Source organism: Actinopolymorpha sp. B9G3 (assembly GCF_040120725.1).
In the GTDB taxonomy this organism is placed as follows: Bacteria; Actinomycetota; Actinomycetes; order Propionibacteriales; family Actinopolymorphaceae; genus Thermasporomyces.
Genome location: NZ_JBEEAB010000010.1, coordinates 102,291 through 120,196, shown reverse-complemented (window position 1 = coordinate 120,196; position 17,906 = coordinate 102,291). Strand labels below are relative to the sequence as shown.

At 66.1% G+C, this 17,906-nt stretch carries 17 protein-coding genes; 8 read left to right on the top strand and 9 right to left on the bottom strand.

The features are described 5' to 3' along the window. Window positions 1-506 precede the first annotated feature (506 nt). Window positions 507-884, top strand: a complete 378-nt coding sequence (locus tag ABNF93_RS18800; protein ID WP_349329375.1) for a nitroreductase family deazaflavin-dependent oxidoreductase — start codon at window positions 507-509, stop codon at window positions 882-884. Window positions 885-1,071: 187 nt separating this feature from the next. Further along, window positions 1,072-1,827 (top strand): phytanoyl-CoA dioxygenase family protein, encoded by a 756-nt coding sequence (locus ABNF93_RS18795; RefSeq protein WP_349329374.1) that lies wholly within the window; start codon window positions 1,072-1,074, stop codon window positions 1,825-1,827. Window positions 1,828-1,847: 20 nt separating this feature from the next. Here ABNF93_RS18795 and ABNF93_RS18790 read toward each other — a convergent pair whose 3' ends face one another. From ABNF93_RS18790 to ABNF93_RS18775, 4 genes are all read right to left on the bottom strand, one after another. Next, window positions 1,848-2,648, bottom strand: a complete 801-nt coding sequence (locus ABNF93_RS18790; RefSeq protein ID WP_349329373.1) for a thermonuclease family protein — start codon at window positions 2,646-2,648, stop codon at window positions 1,848-1,850. Window positions 2,649-2,743: 95 nt separating this feature from the next. After that, complete coding sequence (locus ABNF93_RS18785; RefSeq protein ID WP_349329372.1) at window positions 2,744-3,946, bottom strand: glycosyltransferase family 2 protein; 1,203 nt, start codon at window positions 3,944-3,946, stop codon at window positions 2,744-2,746. Continuing rightward, complete coding sequence (locus ABNF93_RS18780) at window positions 3,934-5,028, bottom strand: polysaccharide biosynthesis protein (RefSeq protein WP_349329371.1); 1,095 nt, start codon at window positions 5,026-5,028, stop codon at window positions 3,934-3,936. The genes ABNF93_RS18785 and ABNF93_RS18780 overlap by 13 nt, the downstream gene beginning before the upstream one ends. Before the next feature lie 202 nt (window positions 5,029-5,230). Beyond that, a complete protein-coding gene (locus ABNF93_RS18775) occupies window positions 5,231-5,434 on the bottom strand; it encodes a hypothetical protein (protein ID WP_349329370.1) in 204 nt (67 codons plus the stop codon). A gap of 87 nt (window positions 5,435-5,521) precedes the next feature. Here ABNF93_RS18775 and ABNF93_RS18770 point away from each other — a divergent pair, with 87 nt between their 5' ends. Then, complete coding sequence (locus tag ABNF93_RS18770; RefSeq protein WP_349329369.1) at window positions 5,522-6,523, top strand: GlxA family transcriptional regulator; 1,002 nt, start codon at window positions 5,522-5,524, stop codon at window positions 6,521-6,523. 412 nt (window positions 6,524-6,935) lie between these two features. On the opposite strand, the gene ABNF93_RS18765 is transcribed toward ABNF93_RS18770, so the two are convergent. Both ABNF93_RS18765 and ABNF93_RS18760 read right to left on the bottom strand, forming a co-directional pair. After that, complete coding sequence (locus ABNF93_RS18765) at window positions 6,936-7,505, bottom strand: DinB family protein (RefSeq protein ID WP_349329368.1); 570 nt, start codon at window positions 7,503-7,505, stop codon at window positions 6,936-6,938. 419 nt (window positions 7,506-7,924) lie between these two features. Further along, the gene (locus tag ABNF93_RS18760; protein WP_349329367.1) at window positions 7,925-9,403 is read right to left on the bottom strand and encodes an MFS transporter; all 1,479 of its coding nucleotides are present in this window, start codon (window positions 9,401-9,403) and stop codon (window positions 7,925-7,927) included. On the opposite strand from ABNF93_RS18760, the gene ABNF93_RS18755 reads away from it, so the two are divergent. Next, complete coding sequence (locus ABNF93_RS18755) at window positions 9,388-9,981, top strand: TetR/AcrR family transcriptional regulator (protein WP_349329366.1); 594 nt, start codon at window positions 9,388-9,390, stop codon at window positions 9,979-9,981. The two genes, ABNF93_RS18760 and ABNF93_RS18755, sit on opposite strands and share 16 nt — an antisense overlap. 84 nt (window positions 9,982-10,065) lie before the next feature. Here the strand turns inward: ABNF93_RS18755 and ABNF93_RS18750 are convergent, their stop codons facing one another. Continuing rightward, window positions 10,066-10,482, bottom strand: coding sequence for a DUF6223 family protein (locus tag ABNF93_RS18750; RefSeq protein WP_349329365.1), 417 nt, complete (start codon window positions 10,480-10,482; stop codon window positions 10,066-10,068). 216 nt (window positions 10,483-10,698) lie between these two features. Between ABNF93_RS18750 and ABNF93_RS18745 the strand changes: the two genes are divergently transcribed. From ABNF93_RS18745 to ABNF93_RS18730, 4 genes are all read left to right on the top strand, one after another. Continuing rightward, window positions 10,699-11,817 (top strand): sensor histidine kinase, encoded by a 1,119-nt coding sequence (locus ABNF93_RS18745; protein ID WP_349329364.1) that lies wholly within the window; start codon window positions 10,699-10,701, stop codon window positions 11,815-11,817. After that, window positions 11,814-12,476: a response regulator gene (locus ABNF93_RS18740; RefSeq protein ID WP_349329363.1), complete on the top strand. Its 663-nt coding sequence runs from the start codon at window positions 11,814-11,816 to the stop codon at window positions 12,474-12,476. Before ABNF93_RS18745 ends, ABNF93_RS18740 begins: the two co-directional genes overlap by 4 nt. Before the next feature lie 229 nt (window positions 12,477-12,705). Beyond that, window positions 12,706-13,641, top strand: coding sequence for a phosphotransferase family protein (locus ABNF93_RS18735; RefSeq protein ID WP_349329362.1), 936 nt, complete (start codon window positions 12,706-12,708; stop codon window positions 13,639-13,641). Between the two features lie 162 nt (window positions 13,642-13,803). Beyond that, window positions 13,804-14,376, top strand: coding sequence for a GNAT family N-acetyltransferase (locus tag ABNF93_RS18730; RefSeq protein WP_349329500.1), 573 nt, complete (start codon window positions 13,804-13,806; stop codon window positions 14,374-14,376). On the opposite strand, the gene ABNF93_RS18725 is transcribed toward ABNF93_RS18730, so the two are convergent. Further along, window positions 14,291-15,676: a glycoside hydrolase family 32 protein gene (locus ABNF93_RS18725; RefSeq protein ID WP_349329361.1), complete on the bottom strand. Its 1,386-nt coding sequence runs from the start codon at window positions 15,674-15,676 to the stop codon at window positions 14,291-14,293. The two genes, ABNF93_RS18730 and ABNF93_RS18725, sit on opposite strands and share 86 nt — an antisense overlap. An 89-nt stretch (window positions 15,677-15,765) precedes the next feature. Further along, a complete protein-coding gene (locus ABNF93_RS18720) occupies window positions 15,766-17,793 on the bottom strand; it encodes a transglycosylase domain-containing protein (protein WP_349329360.1) in 2,028 nt (675 codons plus the stop codon). Between the last annotated feature and the right edge of the window lie 113 nt (window positions 17,794-17,906).

The window sequence follows — 17,906 nt, the reverse complement described above, 5'->3', positions numbered from 1 at the left end:
TTCTCGCCCGCCAGACATCGACGCGGGCCGCGAGTGTCCGCCAGTCTGACGTATATGACCTGGCTCGGCGCCAATTCTCATCGCTCTGCGACGAAAAGCCTCGCCCGGGCGCCGTCGCCCCGTCCACCTCGCCACCTGGCCTGACCTGAACCCGTGGCCATGGCTATCGATTCACAGCAAATTTCCATCGCACGTCGGGAGGCAGAGGGGCGGCTGCGTCGGGATCACGCCCGCCGACCTGGCGGTGCTCGAGAACGGCCGTGCCAGGGCGGCGCTCCCTTCGAGAGCCTCTCGAGCTGATGCGCGGCGAGGCAGGCGACCAGACCGATCAGGAATCGAGAAGCGCCGGCCACCGAGCCGCACCTAGCGTGACTGTGTCGCCAGACGGATGGACTTACTGGAGGTAGTAAATGACACAGAAACAGCAGGCAGGCACTCGTGCACGGCGCAGGCCTGGTACGCCCGGAACGTTTTCACGGTGGATGCAGCGGAAAATGAACGCTCGCATGAGCCGCAAGATCCGACGTGGCCGCGGCACGTTCATGGGCATGGACGTACTGATCCTGCACACGGTTGGTCGCCGACACGGGCAGCCGCGGGAAACGCCCCTGGCGTGGTTCGCTGACGGCGATGACGCCCGACTGATCGTCGCATCGGGCGGTGGGAGCCAGCACCCGGACTGGTACGTCAACTTGATGGCGAACTCCGACCGAGCGTCGATCGAGCTGCCCGGTCGCGATGCCGTCCCGGTGATACCGCACCGGCTCGAGGACGCCGACCGTGAGCAGGCATGGCAGCGTATCGCCGCCGCCCAGCCCCGCATCGCGAAGTACCAAGCAAAGTCCGACCGGGAGTACCCGGTGATCCGACTCACCCCGCGGTGACTGGACACCAGGTGGACACATCGTGGTCGGGCGAAGACGCCGACCATTGCCAGGATCGGCCAGTCTGGCCACGGGCATGGGCCGCGCACCCGGTGTGCCTGCCCCGATCGCTTGACCCCGTGCGTGAGCGTCGCGGAGAGTGGACGGCGTTGCCGTCGGACCTCGCCGAAGGAGCTGGGTTTTGCCGATGAGTGTCTCGGAGATGGACCGTTATCTGTTCGACTGCCAGGGCTACCTCGTGCTGCCCCAGGTCCTGGACCCGGCCACTGTGGCCGAGCTGCGACGGCTACTGGAGCAGACCGGATGGTGGGACACCTCGGCGCCAGGACAGACCTCGCACCAGGGCGACATCCTCTCGCTCGGACGCGACTTCTGGGACCTGATCGACCACCCACGCATCGAGCCGTACCTGTCCGAATGGCTCGGCCCACACTTTCGCCTGGACCACGTGTATCCGATCTTCAAGTCGACCGGTGGCGAAGCGCAGCGGTTACATCACGGCGGAGAGCCGTTCACCCCACACGGCTACTACCACGTGCAGAACGGCAGGATCTCCTGCGGCCTCACCGTCGTGACATTCGCGCTCACCGACTGCGGACCCGGCGACGGCGGCTTCGCCTGTGTGCCGGGCAGTCACAAGTCCGCGTTCCCCTCGCCGAGCCAGATCGTCGACTGGACAGACAGCTCGCACACGGTGACCGTGCCCATGCGGGCCGGCGACGCCCTCATCTTCACCGAGGCCATGTGTCACGGCTCCGCCCCGTGGACCGGGTCACATCCGAGGATCTCCCTGCTGTACAAGTTCTCCCCCGGCAACTCGACGTGGGGCGCCTTCGAGGACGGCTGGCCAGACGACATGGTGAAGAACTGCACACCACGCCAGCGCGAGATCCTGGAACCGCCGTATGTCCGCAGTTCGAACGGCAACCGGCGCGGATTCTGACCGCCAAGAGCCTCGCCTGGTCAGGTCTCGCAGACGATGCCGTCGCTGTCGGCGTCGCGGTACCAGTCGTACTCGGGGTCGTGACCTCGCACGTAGGGCCCGAGGCCCGCGTCGTTCGCTTCGGCACAGGTGTCGTAGCGCTTGTCGACCGACTGTACGGGCACTGGCTTCGGAGCAGGCGGTTCCGGAGCAGGCGGCTTGGGGCTGGCCTGGCACGCCTTCCACAGTCCTGTCATCGACTTTCGTGCGGCTCGTTCGGCGGCCTGAAGTCTTGACTGGTAGCGGTATGGCTTGTCGTAGGTGTGTTCGCGACCGTATCCGTCGAAGATCATGATTTCGTTGATCAGTCGCCCGTCGCGCAGCCACAGGTATGCAAGTGTGCGTCCGTACCTGTCCAGCCGCCCTTGGGTGGCATCTGTCTCGAGCCGGACCTGTTCGCCCTCGAGAAGATCACGCGCGTGGGAGGTGGCCTCCGGTCCGAAGCATTGGACCGGCTTGTCGGGATGCCTTGCCTCGGGCGTGTCGAGGCCGATCAGCCGGACGGTCTCGATCGCCCCACCTGCGCTGACCTTGATCGTGTCTCCGTCAACGATGTCGACGACCTGCGACCAGCCGGACCGCTCCTCCCCCCGCCCGGCTCCGGCTGCCGCACGTGATGTCGAGCCCTGCGTCGGGATGATAGTCGGTTCGGCACTGGCGGTCGGCTTCTGCAATGCGGCGGACGACGCGGTGTGCGGCTCGACCGGTGGACTCGACCCGGTGGGGTCAAGCCCGCAGCCGGCAAGCGCGAGAGCGCAAAGCATGAGGACGATCCGTCGCATGTGACAACTCCTGATGAGATCAGAGCGAGACCCGCGCTTTACGGCGGGGAGTACGAAAGGTGCCTCCGCCGGTACGGGGTTGGGCCGGCGTCGCCCTAGATGTAGTGCCGTACCCGCGCATGCGCGGGTTCAGGCCGTGGAGACGGAATCTCGGACTGACGCCGCACCCGGTCTGGATGGATGACTCCGGCGTTCCGGTCCTTCCATGCCATCCAGCAGTACCAAGCGATGCCGAGCGGCGTCAGGATCATGCTGGTGGCCAGCATGTAGACCGGCATCACCATCAGGCTCCAACTGCGGTTCCGCCAGTGAAGGCGCAGGACGAGCGCGACATACAAGGCCAGCGTCGCGACCAGGCCGGTGCAGTAGAGCACTTTCTCGCCAGGGCCCGCGAACGCGAGCCACCGCATCGGGAACAGGGCGATGGTGACCAGCCCGCCATAGATCCAGAGGAAGGGGTGGCGTACGACGTAGCGGAAGTTGACCACGAACAGCCTGAACTCCCCACCGGCCCACGCCAACCTTTGCCGGACCCAGGCCTTGAACGAGGCCGGCACGACGGTCGGCACCTCGAAGGGGATGTGGCCGACACGGTAGCCGCGCAGTCGTGCGATCAAGCCGATCTCGACGTCGTTGCCCTGGAAGAACAGGGAGTGGCGGTTCATGACATCGGTGAGTACGGCTGTGCGCGCAACGTGGCAGGCACCGGAGACCAACCAGGTGGCCAGGAACCGGAACTGCATCGCCAACCGGTACTCGTATCCCTGCAGCCGCGCGAGCAAGGTGTCGGTGTTCTGCGGCACCAGCCGAACGGAGGCGAGGTCGTATCCCTTCCGTTCCAGCTCACCGACGAGTGCGTCCAGCGGCGCTGTCGTGGTGGTGTCGGCGTCGACCGGAACGACGTAGGACGCCTGAACGAGCGGGAGCGCGTCCCGGATCAGCCGGTCCCTGATGGTGCCAGAAGTCGAACGCTTGTGGACGTTGTCCGTGCGGCCGAAGGTCGCGACGAACAGCCGGAAGTTGTTCTGGAAGCAGATGCGGTAGAGCTCGTCGTAGAACTGCTGTGTCTCACCGGCGGTCGTGCAGAGCAGCACCTTTCCGCCGTACTGGGACAGGTAGTCGATGTTCTCGAGATAGGTGACGCTGCCGTAGATCGGGACCAGGACCTCGAAGTCCGAGCTCCGCACGTCGCCGAATTCGTACTCCTTGTTGCGAGATCTGAGTCCAGCGATCGCGTCGACCGCGACCGCCAGCAGCGGCAGAAGGACCACCGCCGCCAGGATGATCAGCCAGCCCATCGGGTCAACTCCTGAGGTGCGAGCACGTTCGACACCGGGGTCACCAGATCGGCCAGGAGGATCCTGAGCCGCCCCGGCGAGACGCCGGCGAGCGCGTCCGTGCAGAGGTCATGGATTGCCTGCGGGGACACCGATCCGGCCTGGTCGGCGTTGACCTGCCAGATCCGCGGATGAGCGGTGTCCGTACGAACTTCGGACGGGTCGAACAGGTCCTCGTGGAGCTTCTCGCCCGGCCGAAGCCCGGTGAACTCGATGGAGAGGTCATGGGCGCCGACCAGCGCCACGTACCGCTCGATGAGATCGAGAACCTTGATGCTCGGCCCCATGTCCAGTACGTAGGTCTCGCCCCTACTGGCGAGGACCGACGCCTCCATCACCAGGCCGGCTGCCTCGGGAATCGTCATGAAGTACCGCGACACGTCGGGGTGGGTCACCTTCACCGTCCGGCCCGAGGCGATCTGCCACGCCAGCGTGGGAAAGAACGAGCCTCGACTTCCGAGCACGTTGCCGAACCGAACCGACGCGACCCGCGTTCCCAGGCCAGCCACGGACGAGGTGACGAGCTCGGCGAGCCGCTTCGTCATCCCGAGCACCGAGCTCGGATCAGCCGCCTTGTCAGTGGAGATGTTGATGAACCGCTGTACGCCGTTCTCGATGCAGGCGCGGGCGATCGTCCGAGTTCCGAGCACGTTGGTCTGGACCGCGGCGGCCGGCGACCTCTCTAGCAGGGGCAGGTGCTTGTGCGCGGCCGCGTGGTACACGATCGACGGCTTCGCCTCGGCGAAGATCCGGTCGACGCTGTGCCGGTCACGGATGTCACACAGGACGAACCTCTCGTCATCGAGCAACCCGACGCCGTACAGGTCGAGCTGGAGGCTGTGCAACGCGTACTCGTCCTGATCGAGGAAGTAGACGCATCCGGCCCCGAGCTGCAGGGCCTGCCGAGCGATCTCGCTCCCAATGGAGCCACCGGCACCGGTCACCAGAACGGTCTGATCCTGGAGCAGCTCCCTCGCCTCCGGGCCGTAGACCGGCTGGATGTCACGATCCAGCAACCTGGCAGCCTGGGCAGACGTGATCATTGACCGTCCTCTCTGGAGCACGTGGGTGGTGCGAACGTGAGCCAGGAGGCGCGAATGATCCGACGTCCTCGTCGCGGGCGATCGTCCTGGTTAGTGCGTGCGCGGCACAAATATTGCGTACTCGCAACGGCAAGGCAACGTGAACAGTCGTGTGACATGCACCACTGGACACTCCGCGGGCGGGTTGCGCATTGCGTGTGCGCTACAAAGGCGGGCCGGCGGAGCTGCGGGCGTTGCCTCGGTCCTGTTGACGGGCGCGGAGGTCGGCGGCCACGCGAGCGGCGTCTCGGTCGACGATGTCGGTGCTGCCGGCAAGGCGAGAGCGCGGACCCGTCTGGGCCGCGCCGCGGCGGGCAAGCCAGACGACGATCAATCCGATGGCGGCGATGGCGAGGAGTACATCCATGGCATGAAGCTTGCGCCCAGCTAAATCCCGCCACCAGTGGCAGCTCTGACGTTGTGCCGCAATATCCTGCCAGCTAGTCTCGCGGGCATGCTCAACACCGTTGCCGTCGTGCTGATCGAGGAATTCGCACCGTTCGAGTTCGGTGTCGTGTGCGAGGTCTTCGGAATCGACCGGACCGACGAGGGCGTGCCGCCGATGGAGTTTCGGGTATGTGGAGAGCGGCCGGGTGAGCCGTTGCGGAGCAGCATCGGTGTCCAGGTCATCCCCGAGGCGGGGCTGGACGCCCTCAGCGGTGCCGATGTCGTTGCCGTTCCGGCGGCCAAGGTCCGCGACGAGTACCCCTCGGCAGTCCTCGACGCCCTACGCTCCGCCGCTGATGCCGGATCCATCCTGCTGTCGGTCTGCAGCGGTGCGTTCGTACTCGGCGCCAGCGGGCTGCTCGATGGCCGGCGGTGTGCGACCCACTGGTACTACGCCGACGCGTTCGCCGCCCGCTTCCCCAACGCCCGACTCGACCCGGACGTCCTGTTCGTCGAGGACGGCAACATCATCACCAGCGCAGGGACCGCAGCAGGGATCGACGCCTGCCTGCACCTGGTCCGCCGCGAACTCGGGTCAGGTCCCGCCACCACCATCGCCCGCCGGATGGTGGTGCCACCCCAACGCGACGGAGGACAACGCCAGTACATCGAGCTACCCATCCCACAGTGTGCAGCGGACAGCCTCGGGCCACTTCTCACCTTCATGCGCGAGAACATCGCCGCCGAGCACACCGTCGCCACGCTGGCCCGCCGGGCCAAGATGTCCGAACGCACCTTCGCCCGCAGGTTCCTCGCCGAGACCGGGACAACACCGAACCGCTGGCTGTCCACCCAGCGAGTGCTCCACGCCCGGCATCTCCTCGAAGAGTCCGAACTCACCATCGAGGAGGTCGCCACGCAGTGCGGATTCGGCTCGGCGGCCCTGCTGCGCCATCACTTTCACCGCACCATCGGGGTCGCACCCAACGACTATCGCCGTACGTTCGGCCGAGCCCGCACCGCCCCGCCCGAGGCTATGGACCGCGCAGAATCCGACTACATCCCCTGAAGCCGCGCCTCAGCGTTGCGCTACTGCGAACAGCGCGGCCTGCTGCCCGGTGCCCGCCGCGAAGGGGGACGCCGCGTATTACCGGTGCAACAACGGGAAGGAGTTCGACTTCAAGAGGACGCTCGTCCAGATCCCGAGTAGTCAAGGGGACCCAGGTGGGGACCGACCGCTGGTACGGCGCGGGCACTGAGTCTTACCTGCACGGCAGTGTCGGAATGTGCGACTCGACCGCGAACAACAAGTTCAGGGTGGCGTTCAGGCTCGAAAACAACGACGTGGTGAAGTACTTCAACTTCTCCTTCTCCCCATGTGGAGCGGGGGCGCATTCATGTCGGACGCCGGCGGTTACGCTCTGTAGTTGCCGCACAACTGTCACTTCCTGCGCTCGATCTGTTCGCCCGGGTCAGCTCGATCAGTCCGACCGTGCTGCTTCCCACCTCCATGAAGTTTGGCGAGGGAAGCCGACGAGCTCTCCGCGGCCGGTGCACCAAAGAAGCACCTGGGCAGGGTCTCCGGATGGCGCGGCGGGGAAGAGGCGGTTGAGTACGGCTGCGCTCAGCGGTGCCGGTGGTAGCCAGTCCACGGACAATCCCTGCGTGATGTCGTGGGTGTGCAGCAGGGTTTCGGCGACGCCCATCGCTGCGAACCCAGCGGGGTCACACGGACCCCAGTGCCAGGCACGCAAGGCCGGGCTGGCTGTGGCCAACACGCTGCTGAGCAGCCCGCCGCAGGCGGTGACGGCCTGGAGTACCTCGGCCGGTGAGGCGTGGGGGCGGACGTTCAGGTCGAACGGAAGGTAGGCGTCGGCGGGCTGTGCTGCCAGCTGCCCTGCGTAGGCCAGCAGGTCGTGGCTGATGTGCGCTGCTGTTTGCCAGCAGGTCCATTCAAGCGGTCCCGCTGGCACCGTCCAGTCCTCGGCGGTATGAGGGCTCAGCACCTGCAGCATCTCTGCAACGGCGGCGTCAACGTCCTGGTGATCCATGCAGAGCCCTCCTTGCGGTTCGTGCCGTGAGACTGGGCTGTGCCGGCTGTCGTTCATTCACGTCTCCAGGGAACTGGCACGTCCGCCCCAGCGGATGCCCTGCTCGCTGCGGATGCGGGCGCGTTCTCGGCGCATGGCGGCCAGGACGTCGGGGTGGAGGGCGTTGGCGTTGAGCCCGCGCAGGTAGGTGTGCGGCGTCCGGTTCCCCGCCGGCGGACGCGAGCAGCATCATCACCCGTTTGTAGCGCACCGAGTTGGTGCTGCCCAGGCACTTGATCTGCCGCAGTTTCTGGCCCTCCTGGTCGGTCAGTCTGCGCACCCGCACAAGCTCAGCCACCACACGTCCCGCGGTCGAACGGATGCCACCGCCCATCCAACTGCCCCAACGCCCAACCTGACGAACCTATGCGGTCACAGCACTAGCTGGATTCGCCCGTGCCGGGAACCTGTCGGATGAGCAGAAGGCTGACGACCAAAGCACCTGCGGCGGTGAGGAGTCCGGTGCGGTAACCCGCAGCGAGTGAGTTCACGGTGGTGTCGACGGTCGATGCAGCAGCCAGTGCGCCAAGGACCGCGACACCAACTGCTGTGCCGAGTTCTTGTGCGGAGTTGAGTAGTCCGGATGCCAGGCCCTGGTCGTGGTTCGGAACGCCGGCCGTGCCTGCAGCAAACGTGGGGGCATATGACAGGCCGCTGCCAATGGCGAGAAGAAACAGCGGCGGTAGTACGTCTCGAAGGTAGCTGCCGTTCGTCGGGACTCGGGCGAGTAGGAGCATGCCACCAGCGAGCAGGCAGAACCCGATCAGCACGAGTAGGCGGGCGCCATATCGGGTGATGAGAGCGCCGGCCCGTGGCGAAATGATGAGAATAAGTAGCGTGATGGGGGCAAACGCGAACCCCACCTCCATAGGTGAGTAACCGAGAACCAGCTGCAGATAGAGCGTCGTAAAGAACAGAGTGCCTCCGAGCATCCCTGCATTCACGGCAAGAAGCGCGTTTGCAGCCACCACGTTGGCCCTGCGGATGAGTCGTGGATCGAAGATCGGCGTGTTGTGACGGCGCTCCACCATGATGAACGCCACCAAGGCGGTGGCAGCCGCCACCAGCAGAAATGTTCCCTCATCTTTGTGCCCGCCCTCGGCGAAGCGGGTGATCGCGAGCATTCCGCACGCCAGCGAAAGGACGAGCAGGACCGCGCCGCGTAGGTTGAGGGAGGGCCGACGGTCGTCGCGGCTCTCGGCGAAAACGAAGCAGCCGGCGATGACGGTGACGACGCCGACTGGAACGTTGATGAGAAAGATCCATCGCCAGCCGAGAGTGTCGGTCATCAGTCCACCGAGTAACTGCCCGCCGATTGCGCCCGCCGAACTCACCGCCGCCCAGTAGCCGAGCGCACGGTTTCGCCTGGCTCCCTCTTCGAAGGCAGTAGTCAACAGCGCCAGGGCCGTCGGTGCGACCATCGCCGCGCCGACACCCTGCCCGGCTCGGGCGGTGATCAGTTGCCATTCGTTCTGGGCCAGACCAGTGAACAGGGAGGCGAGAGTGAACAGCGAGAGGCCGAGGAGGAACACCCGGCGGCGACCGAGCAGATCACCGGCCCGGCCGAACGCGATCAGTAGGCTGCCGAAGGTCAGCGTGTAAGCGACGGAGATGAGCTGGAGGTGATCATCGGGGATGGCGAGACCGTTCCGGATCGACGGCAACGCGACGTTGACGACAACGACGTCCACGATGAGCATGGCCTGAGCCGCACAGATCAGGACGATGACGATGCAGCGCCTGCCAGTGGGGTTGGAGGCATATGTCGCGTCGGGCTGTATGGCCATGCCGACCGACAATAGTTTACGATCGTTCGTAAAGTAAAGGTTCTGAGGTGGTCGGCATGACCGGACGTCCACGCTCCGTCAGCGACGAAGCAATTTTCGATGCTGTTGCCGATGTGGTCACTGCGGTAGGCCCATCGGGGCTGACTCTCGCGGCGGTAGCGCGCCGAGCCGGTCTGTCCGCGCCGGGCCTGACCCAGAGGTTCGGCTCCAAGCGCTCCCTCCTGGTCGCCTTTGCCTCCCGGGAAGCGGCCGGCGTCGCCAGCATCTTCGAGGACGCGCGAGCAGCTACGCCCGGACCGTTGGAGGCAATACGCAAAGCGCTCGTCTCGTTGCCTGGTCCGATCACGACTCGAGAGGGCGTGGCCAACAACCTCGCGTTCCTGCAACTGGACCTCACCGACCCGGATCTGCACAGACATGCGGCGGACCTCAGCCGGTCTCTACGGGCGGAACTCACCACCCTGCTGGAAGAGGCCGCGAAGAATGGCGACGTCGTGGTCGACCGGTGCGAAGTGCTCGCTGACAGTCTGTACGCGATCTACTGTGGCGCCCTGCTGACGTGGGCTATCGACGGGACCGGCGAGCTACACAGCTGGCTCGCCGATCGCATAGATCGCACCCTGGCTCCACACCGCCGAGCCCAGACTTGAGGAGCTGCCCGTTGGGCGGCGACGCTTGGTCTTCGGGCAGGCCGGGACCCGCTCGAGTTCACCGCCGGTCAGCCAGTCAGCGGCTCAGGCGGTGCGGCGGGAGCGCGCTAGAGCCAGCCCGCCGAGGACCATGGCGATCAGTCCCACCACCAGGGCGACAAAGCCTCCGACTATTCCGTAGCCGGTGCCGGGACCACCGTCGGCGGCGGCCACAACCAGCCCGCCGATGACGGCACCGGCCAGCCCCGCCGTCAGGGCCAGGATGGCGCCCCTCCCCCCGGTTCCGATACGACCGGCGGACCGGGCCAGAGCCAGCCCGCCGATGACCACGCCGGCCAGTCCCAGTAGCGCGGCCACCAAGGACCAGAAGCGCCCGGCGGTCATCGTGTAAGCAGTGGCGGCGGCCGGCTGGACCAAGACGTTCGCGGCTGCTGGTGTGGCAAGCCCCAATACTCCGAGCAGGGCGGCTGCGCCGGCGGCAGGCAGGTGTCGGACGGACATGAGGTACTCCTTCTCTCCTACGACTGGACGTCGCTGATCATGTCCGTTGGACCCACCGTCGGTCGTTGTGCGGACGCAGACAATTCGCACTGCCGCCAAGGCTGTAGCCGGCTGCCGCAGACGCCGCAGGAGGCGCGAAACTACCGCGTGTGCGGTAGGAGGCTGATCATCTGCACGCAGGAGTTGCCCGCCCGAACATCTGGTTAGGGTGCACGTGTGAGCAGGGGACGGATCGGTGCCAGCGACTGGGTGATCGCCGTTGGAGTGGCGACGACCCTGATGGTCGCCGGGCTGTCCAGGCAACACCCCTCCACGGATCTCGACCTGCTGGGTTACGCGTTGTTGATAACCGGCGGTCTGGCGCTGGCCGCGCGCCGCTGGGCTCCGGTCCCCGTCCTTGCTGTGACCGGGTTGTGCGCCTTGGGCTACCAGGCGGTCGGTTTCGACGTACCTGCCGTCGCATATCTGTTCGCGGTGTATGCCGCCGTACGGGCGGGACACCGCATCGTCACGGTGGCGGGTTCGGTGATCATGCTGGCTACCCTTCCGCTCGCGATCCTCGCGTCTCCCCACGACTGGCCCGTTGGCGAGGCGTTCACGCAGTCCCGTAGCGCCCTGGAGCTGGCCTGGCTGATCGCCGCCGGTGCGGCGGGTGAAGCGTTGCGGCAGGCCGAGCGCCGGGCGGATGCGGCCGAGCACACCCGTGAGGAGACCGCGCGGCGCCGCGCCAACGAGGAGCGGCTGCACATCGCGCGGGAGCTGCACGATTCGCTCACCCACCAGATCTCCGTCATCAAGGTGCAGGCCGAAGTCGCCGTCCACCTGGCCCGCAAGCGGGGGGAACAGGTGCCTGAGGCCCTGCTGGCGATCCGGGAGGCCGGTCGTGAGGCGGCCCGGGAACTGCGCGCGACCCTGGAGGCGCTGCGCGACGACGACAAGAACCCGCCGCATGGGCTCGACCACGTCCCGGAGCTGGTGCAACGGGCCCGGACGACCGGCCTGGACGCGAAGCTGACGATCGAGGGACGCCGTCACGACGTGCCGGCCGCAGTGGACCGGACCGCCTACCGGATCGTTCAGGAGTCTCTGACCAACATCGCCCGTCACGCCGCCGCCGCTACCGCGTCGGTCCGAATCGACTATCGTCCCGACGCCCTGGTCATCCGGGTCGATGACGACGGCAAGGCCACGTCGGACACCGCGCCGGTGCACGGCGTCGGGCTGCTCGGGATGCGCGAACGAGTCACCGCCCTCGGAGGTCACCTGCGGGCGGCGCCGCGCAGCGAGGGCGGCTTCACCGTCCAGGCCGAACTTCCCGTGGATCACACGCCATGATCCGTGTCCTGCTGGTCGACGACCAGCCGCTCATTCGCAGCGGATTCCGCGCGCTCCTTGACGTCGAGGACGACATCGAGGTGGTGGCCGAGGCCGCCGACGGCAGCGAGGCCCTGGCGCTGGCCAGGCAACTCCTGCCCGACATCGCACTCATCGACATTCAGATGCCGGTCATCGACGGCATCGAAGCGACCCGGCGCATCGCCGCGGACCCGACCCTGGCGCGGGTGCACGTCGTCATCCTGACCAACTACGGTCTGGACGAGTACGTCTTCAACGCGCTGCGCGCCGGCGCGGCCGGATTCCTGGTCAAGGACATCCAGCCGGAAGACTTCCTGCATGCCGTACGCGTCGCCGCGCGCGGTGACGCCCTGCTCGCGCCGTCGATCACCCGCAAGCTGATCACCCGGTACGTCAGCCAGCCGCTCAACGCCGGCACGGACACGGCGCTGGAAGACCTGACCAACCGCGAACGCGAGGCCGTCGCCCTGGTCGCGCAGGGCCTGTCGAACGACCAGATCGCCGCCCGCATGGTGATCACCCCGCTGACCGCGAAAACCCACATCAACCGGGCCATGGTCAAGCTCCACGCCCGCGACCGCGCTCAGCTCGTCGTCCTCGCCTACGAATCCGGCCTGGTGGCGCCGCGCACCTCCTGACATCCACGGTCCGGGCGCAGGCACGCGAAAGTCTCTCGCAGCGGGAACCGATACGCGGTTAGGTTTCGGGTAATGCGACCACGCCTTCTTCCCGTCGGAGTCTGCGGCGGGAAGCAGTTGTAGGAGTGGAGTGTGATGGCAGAAGTCCCCTACCGCCTGGAGGGGCCCGAAGACCCATGACGTCGCCGATCGACGTGAACGTGCCGATCCGGAAGGCGGCCCTCGTCCGGTGGCTCCGGCGCACTCACCCGATCTCGCCGTCATCGAGGTTGGACAACGGCATCCCCTGACGGGTGGCGTCGGCTCTCTCCTGGTCGAGCGGGTGGAGATCACAGCCGTACGGTCGAGTGGTCGGAGGGAACAGTTCGACGTCGTCGCGAAGCGTGCATCCTCCGCCGAGGTGATCGCCTTGCGTGAGATCGCGTCTGTACCTGCTGCCGACGCCTTCCCGGAGCTGATTGACGCAGGCACGGATCAGTCCGGACCGTGGGTCGTGACACCGTTCTATCCGGGCGCGACGATGCCGTGGGATGCGGAAGTTCCGGAGACGGTGTTCGCGAGCTTGGCGCGGTTGCACCAACGACATCTCGAGACAGCGAGCACGCTGCCTGCAGACCTTCGACGAGTCGATGGGGCGTTCTGTCGCGAGGCTCTGACGGACTTCGCCTCGTCGTGGATTCGCGATGCCCAGCGCAAAGCGCCCCATCCGCTTCACGACCGTGCCCTGGATCTACTGCATCGATGGTCCTACGACGAGCGGATCTACGCCGGTCCGGACGTACTACCCGCCACCCTTCTGCACGGCGATGTGTACGGCCTCAACGTTGTCGTTGCAGAAGACTCGGATGGACCGCCTCGCCTCATCGATTGGGGAAACGCGCGGGTTGGGCCGATCATGCTTGACGTTGCCCTATCCGCCACCAAGTCCTCGGCTGGGTTCTCCGCCTACCTTCGGGCGTGGGAGGACGTCGCTGGCTGCCCGCTGGATCCGTGGCAGGCAGATGCGGGTCACGCTTGGGCGAGAGCCATCAGTAACGCGATGTTCGTTGGCGCAGTCGCCGAACGGTTCGGCCCCACCTACGCCGAGAAGATGCTCGACCAGGGCGAGGCCGCGCTGGAACGATCTGGGCAACTTCTTGCAGGACGCTCACCCCGCCGCCCGTAGCTCGGTCCCAGCCGTACGACCCTCGGATGCGGTACCCATGCCCACCTGCCGACGTCGAGAACCGATCACCAAGGCTGAAGTCACAGCAAAATAAGGGACTGAGCCGGGAAGGTAGCCTCAGACCTCGTGCACGAATCGATCGACCAAGACCTGGGGTGTGTGATGTTTGCTGGAGAGAAGGTCACCTTACGTGGTGTGACGCGCGAGGACCTGCCCGTGCTTCTTTCGTACTACAACGACCCCGAGGTCGACCTTGCCGCGGGGGACTTGCCGTCCCCGACGTCGATGGAGCGGCTCGAGAAATGGTACGAACGGTTGGTCGAGCAACAGCCGATGCGCCGCTTCGCCATCGAGGCGGACGGGAGGTTCATCGGTACGTGCCTTCTGCAGGACATCGACGAAACGGCCGGGCATGCTGAGCTCGGAATCACCATTGGTGACAAGGACTCCTGGGGACGTGGTTACGGCAGAGACGCAATCCGGGTCCTGCTTGACTACGCGTTCCGACTGGCGAACCTCCGCCGGGTATGGCTACGGACGCACGCCGAGAATGTGCGTGCGATTCGTGCCTATCAGGCTGTCGGCTTCGTGGAGGAGGGCCGACTGAGGGAACATCAGTGGCTCGCCGGTCGGTACGTCGACACAGTCCTCATGGGCATCCTTCGGAGCGAGTTCTGCGACCGGCGTGACCGGACTCCCACAGGCGCCACACGTGCACCTCGTCAGTCGCGGTGAGGCCGGACAGCGAGAGCGTCCACGGTGGGGGTTCGGTGGGATAGAACCGAACAGTTGCGCTGCGGCCGGAGCCGGTGAACAGCTCCCCGACCGAACCGTCGACGAACCAGCGCAGCGACATGGTGCTGGTGGACAGGATTTCCGGCTCGTCGAAGGTGTAACTTCCTCCTTCGGCGCGCGGGTCGCGGCTGGCTTGGTCCCGGTCGATACTCACCTGGCCGGTCGCCCAGTCGACCACAACATCGAGCCGTTCGCCGGCGGAGGTGCCGAGTGACATTCTCGTCGGCTCACCGCGATGCCCACTGAGCTCGAGCTCGACCTCGAACTGCGCAGGCACGGATCGTCCGATCTCTTCTTGCCGCAGGCCCGTGAGCGCTTCGACAGGTGCGCTGGCGAGGCGACCGTCGGGCGTCAGGCTGACGGTGCGCGGCAGTGAGATCATCCCCGACCAGTCGGCCTCATGGGTCCAGTCCGCCGCCCGGCTCTCGGTGACCCAGCCCCACATGATCGGACCGTCGCCGCCCTCGCGCAGCACCGAGGCGGCGTAGAAGTCCGGTCCGGCATCTACCTTGCCAACCCGCTCGGGGATCAACTCATGCCCCGACCGACGGCCGGTGACGGCAAGGACGCGGTTCGCAGCGCTCCTGTCGAACTCGTACGCGGAAACCAGCAGCGCCTCGTGGTCGCCGAACGACACCAGCTGTGGGCATTCCCACATGTCACCGAGCCCTGTTCGCTCGTCCGGTGTGGCGAACGAGCCGTGGTAGGCCCACTTCTCCAAATCGTCGGAGGTGTACAGGCGCGCGGACGGGCCACCGGGCACCGCACCGGCGCCGACCAGCATGGACCAGCGACCGCCTTCCCGCCACACGAAGGGGTCACGGAACTGCTCTACCTGCTCGGAGGGCTCTGGGTCCGCGACGACCTGGTGGGGCGGCCCGAACGACTCCCCGCCGTCGGTCGACAGAGCCGAGAGCACCGACTGGTAGCGGTGTCCCTGCCGCATTCCGGAGTAGAACGCCACCACTCCGTCGTCGGTCAACACGGTGTTGCCCGACCAGCAACCATTGCGGTCGGCACCGTAGGGCTGCGGCGACATGGCCGGGCGGTGATAGCGCCAGCTCACCAGATCCGCACTGCTCGCGTGACCCCACACCACCGAGCCCGTGTGGGCGGTGTCGTGGGTGTACTGGAAGTACAGGTGCCAGCGACCGTCGATGCGCACCGGCCCGTTCGGGTCGTTGACATATCCGGTGGGTGGCCGCGGGTGGTAGCGGGGGAAGTGATGGTCTGCCGACAAGACTGCTCCTCTGCTCTACCGGAACGATCCGGCGGTGATGCCCTCGACGACGATAGCGCTGGGCGACCACGATCACAGCTGGGCCTCTCTCAGTCGGCTGTCCGAGCGGGCTCGGCGAAGTTGGGGCTCTTCTTGCCCTCGAGAGCCCCGCGCATGGCCGTCAGCCACATCGGGCCGGCGAGCGTGCCACCCCAGACCTGATCGCCGCCAACGACCCGACCGTTGATCGTGGTGCCGATGAGGGAACGCAGTACTGGGTGGGCATCGGCCACCGCAGCGGCGGCGACCAGGTTGCTGGTGTAGCCCATGAACCAGACGGCCTTGCGGCTCTCGGACGTACCTGTCTTTCCGGCGACCTGGCGACCTTCGGACATCATGCTCATCTTCTGCCCGGTCCGGCCGGAGTCGGTGCCGTCGACGACCTGACGTAGCACGTAGTTGACCTTGTCCGCGACGTCCTTGGGAATAGCCTGCTTGCAGTCCGGCCCGCGCACCGGGAGCGGGTTGCCATGGCGGTCGAGCACCTGGGTGAACGGCACTGCTCGACAGTGCACGCCGCGAGCGGCGAAGGCGGCGTAGGCCTCAGCCATCGACAGCGGCGCGATCTCGTTGACCCCGATCGTGAACGGCTTGATCTGCAGCAGCGGCAGACCATCGGCGCGGACTGCCCCGAGCTTGGTGGCGATCTGGGCCGGTTCGCAGATGCCGGTTTCGGCTTCCAGGTTGGCGTAGTACGTGTTGACCGAGCGACCCGTACCACTGATCATGTCGCTGGTCGCCCCGGCGCTGGTGGAGTTTCCGATGGACCAGAAGTCGCTGTTGTAGCCATGCTTGCCGTTCGGGCAGTTCGCCACCGGCCGACTGATTGCCGTACGTCCTGGCGACGGCAGTCTTTCGGTGAGCGGCATACCTTGGCGAATGGCTGCGGCGAGTACGAACGGCTTGTACGTCGATCCAGGCGAGAAGCCCACACCACCGCCATGCCTCTGCGGCACGTTGACGTTGACGTAGGTCTTACCCTCGCCCTCGCCGTACCCCTTTGACTGGGCCATCGCCTTGATCGATCCGGTGCGCGGTTCGACCATCGACAGCGCGCCATGTATCAGGTCTGTCGGAGCGACAGTTTCCGAAACCGCCTTCTGCGCTGCTTCCTGGGCCCGGATGTCGAGGGTGGACTTGATTGTCAGGCCACCGCGGTAGAGGGCTCGCTGTCGCTCCTCCTGGGTCTTGCCCAACGCCGGGTCGGAGAGCAGAACCGCGGCCACGTAGTCACAGAAGAACGGGTACTTCGAGTAGTAGCAGCCCTGAGTGAACGGGGTCATCCGCAGCCCGAGCGGGGTCTTCGCAGCCGCTGCTGCCTGCTTCGGCGGGATCAACCCTTCGTGCACCATCCGGGAGAGCACGAGGTTTCGTCGGGCCAGGACAGCCTGCGGCTTCTGCCTGACGTCCAGGCCATTGGGGTCGCGGACAAGACCGGCCAGCATCGCCGCCTGGCTGAGAGTCAGCTTGGACGCCGTGGTGCTGAAATAGTATTTCGCGGCGGATTGGATTCCGTAGGCACCGTCACCGAAGTAGACAATGTTGAAGTACTTTTCCAGAATCTTGTCCTTCGTCATCGTCTTCTCGAGCTCGACGGCGTAGCGCAGCTCCTGGAGTTTTCTGGCATAGGACGCCTCGGTGACCTTGGCTTGCTCGGCTGGAGTCTTGGCATTCTCAAAGAGCACCAGCTTGACGTACTGCTGGGTGATGCTCGACCCACCTTGCGAGACCCCACCGCCTTGCTGGTTACGGACGAACGCCCGCAGCGTGCCCTGCATGTCGAGCGGACCGTGGTCGTAGAACCGCGCGTCCTCGATCGCCAGGAGGGCTCGCTGCATCACCGGTGCCACCTGGTCCAGTTTCACCTCGACCCGGTTCTGGTCATAGAAGGTCGCGAGAACCTTGCCGTCCGAGGCGAGCAGCTGGCTGCGTGCAGGCAGCGCCGGCACTTGGAGGTTGCGGCTCATGCCCTGGAACGAGTCGGTCACGGACTTGGCCGTCAGGCCCACGGCGCCGACGAACGGGATCGCCAACCCGGCCACCAAGGCCCCGGCGAGCACCGATACCGCGATGAACATGACGAGGTGTGCGAAAAAGCGAGGCTTTCGTCTGGCCCGAGACATCATGCGGCTTTCCTTTCCCGGCGCGGCGAAACGGAAGAGTTCTGCTATCGGGAGACTGAGCTGCACGA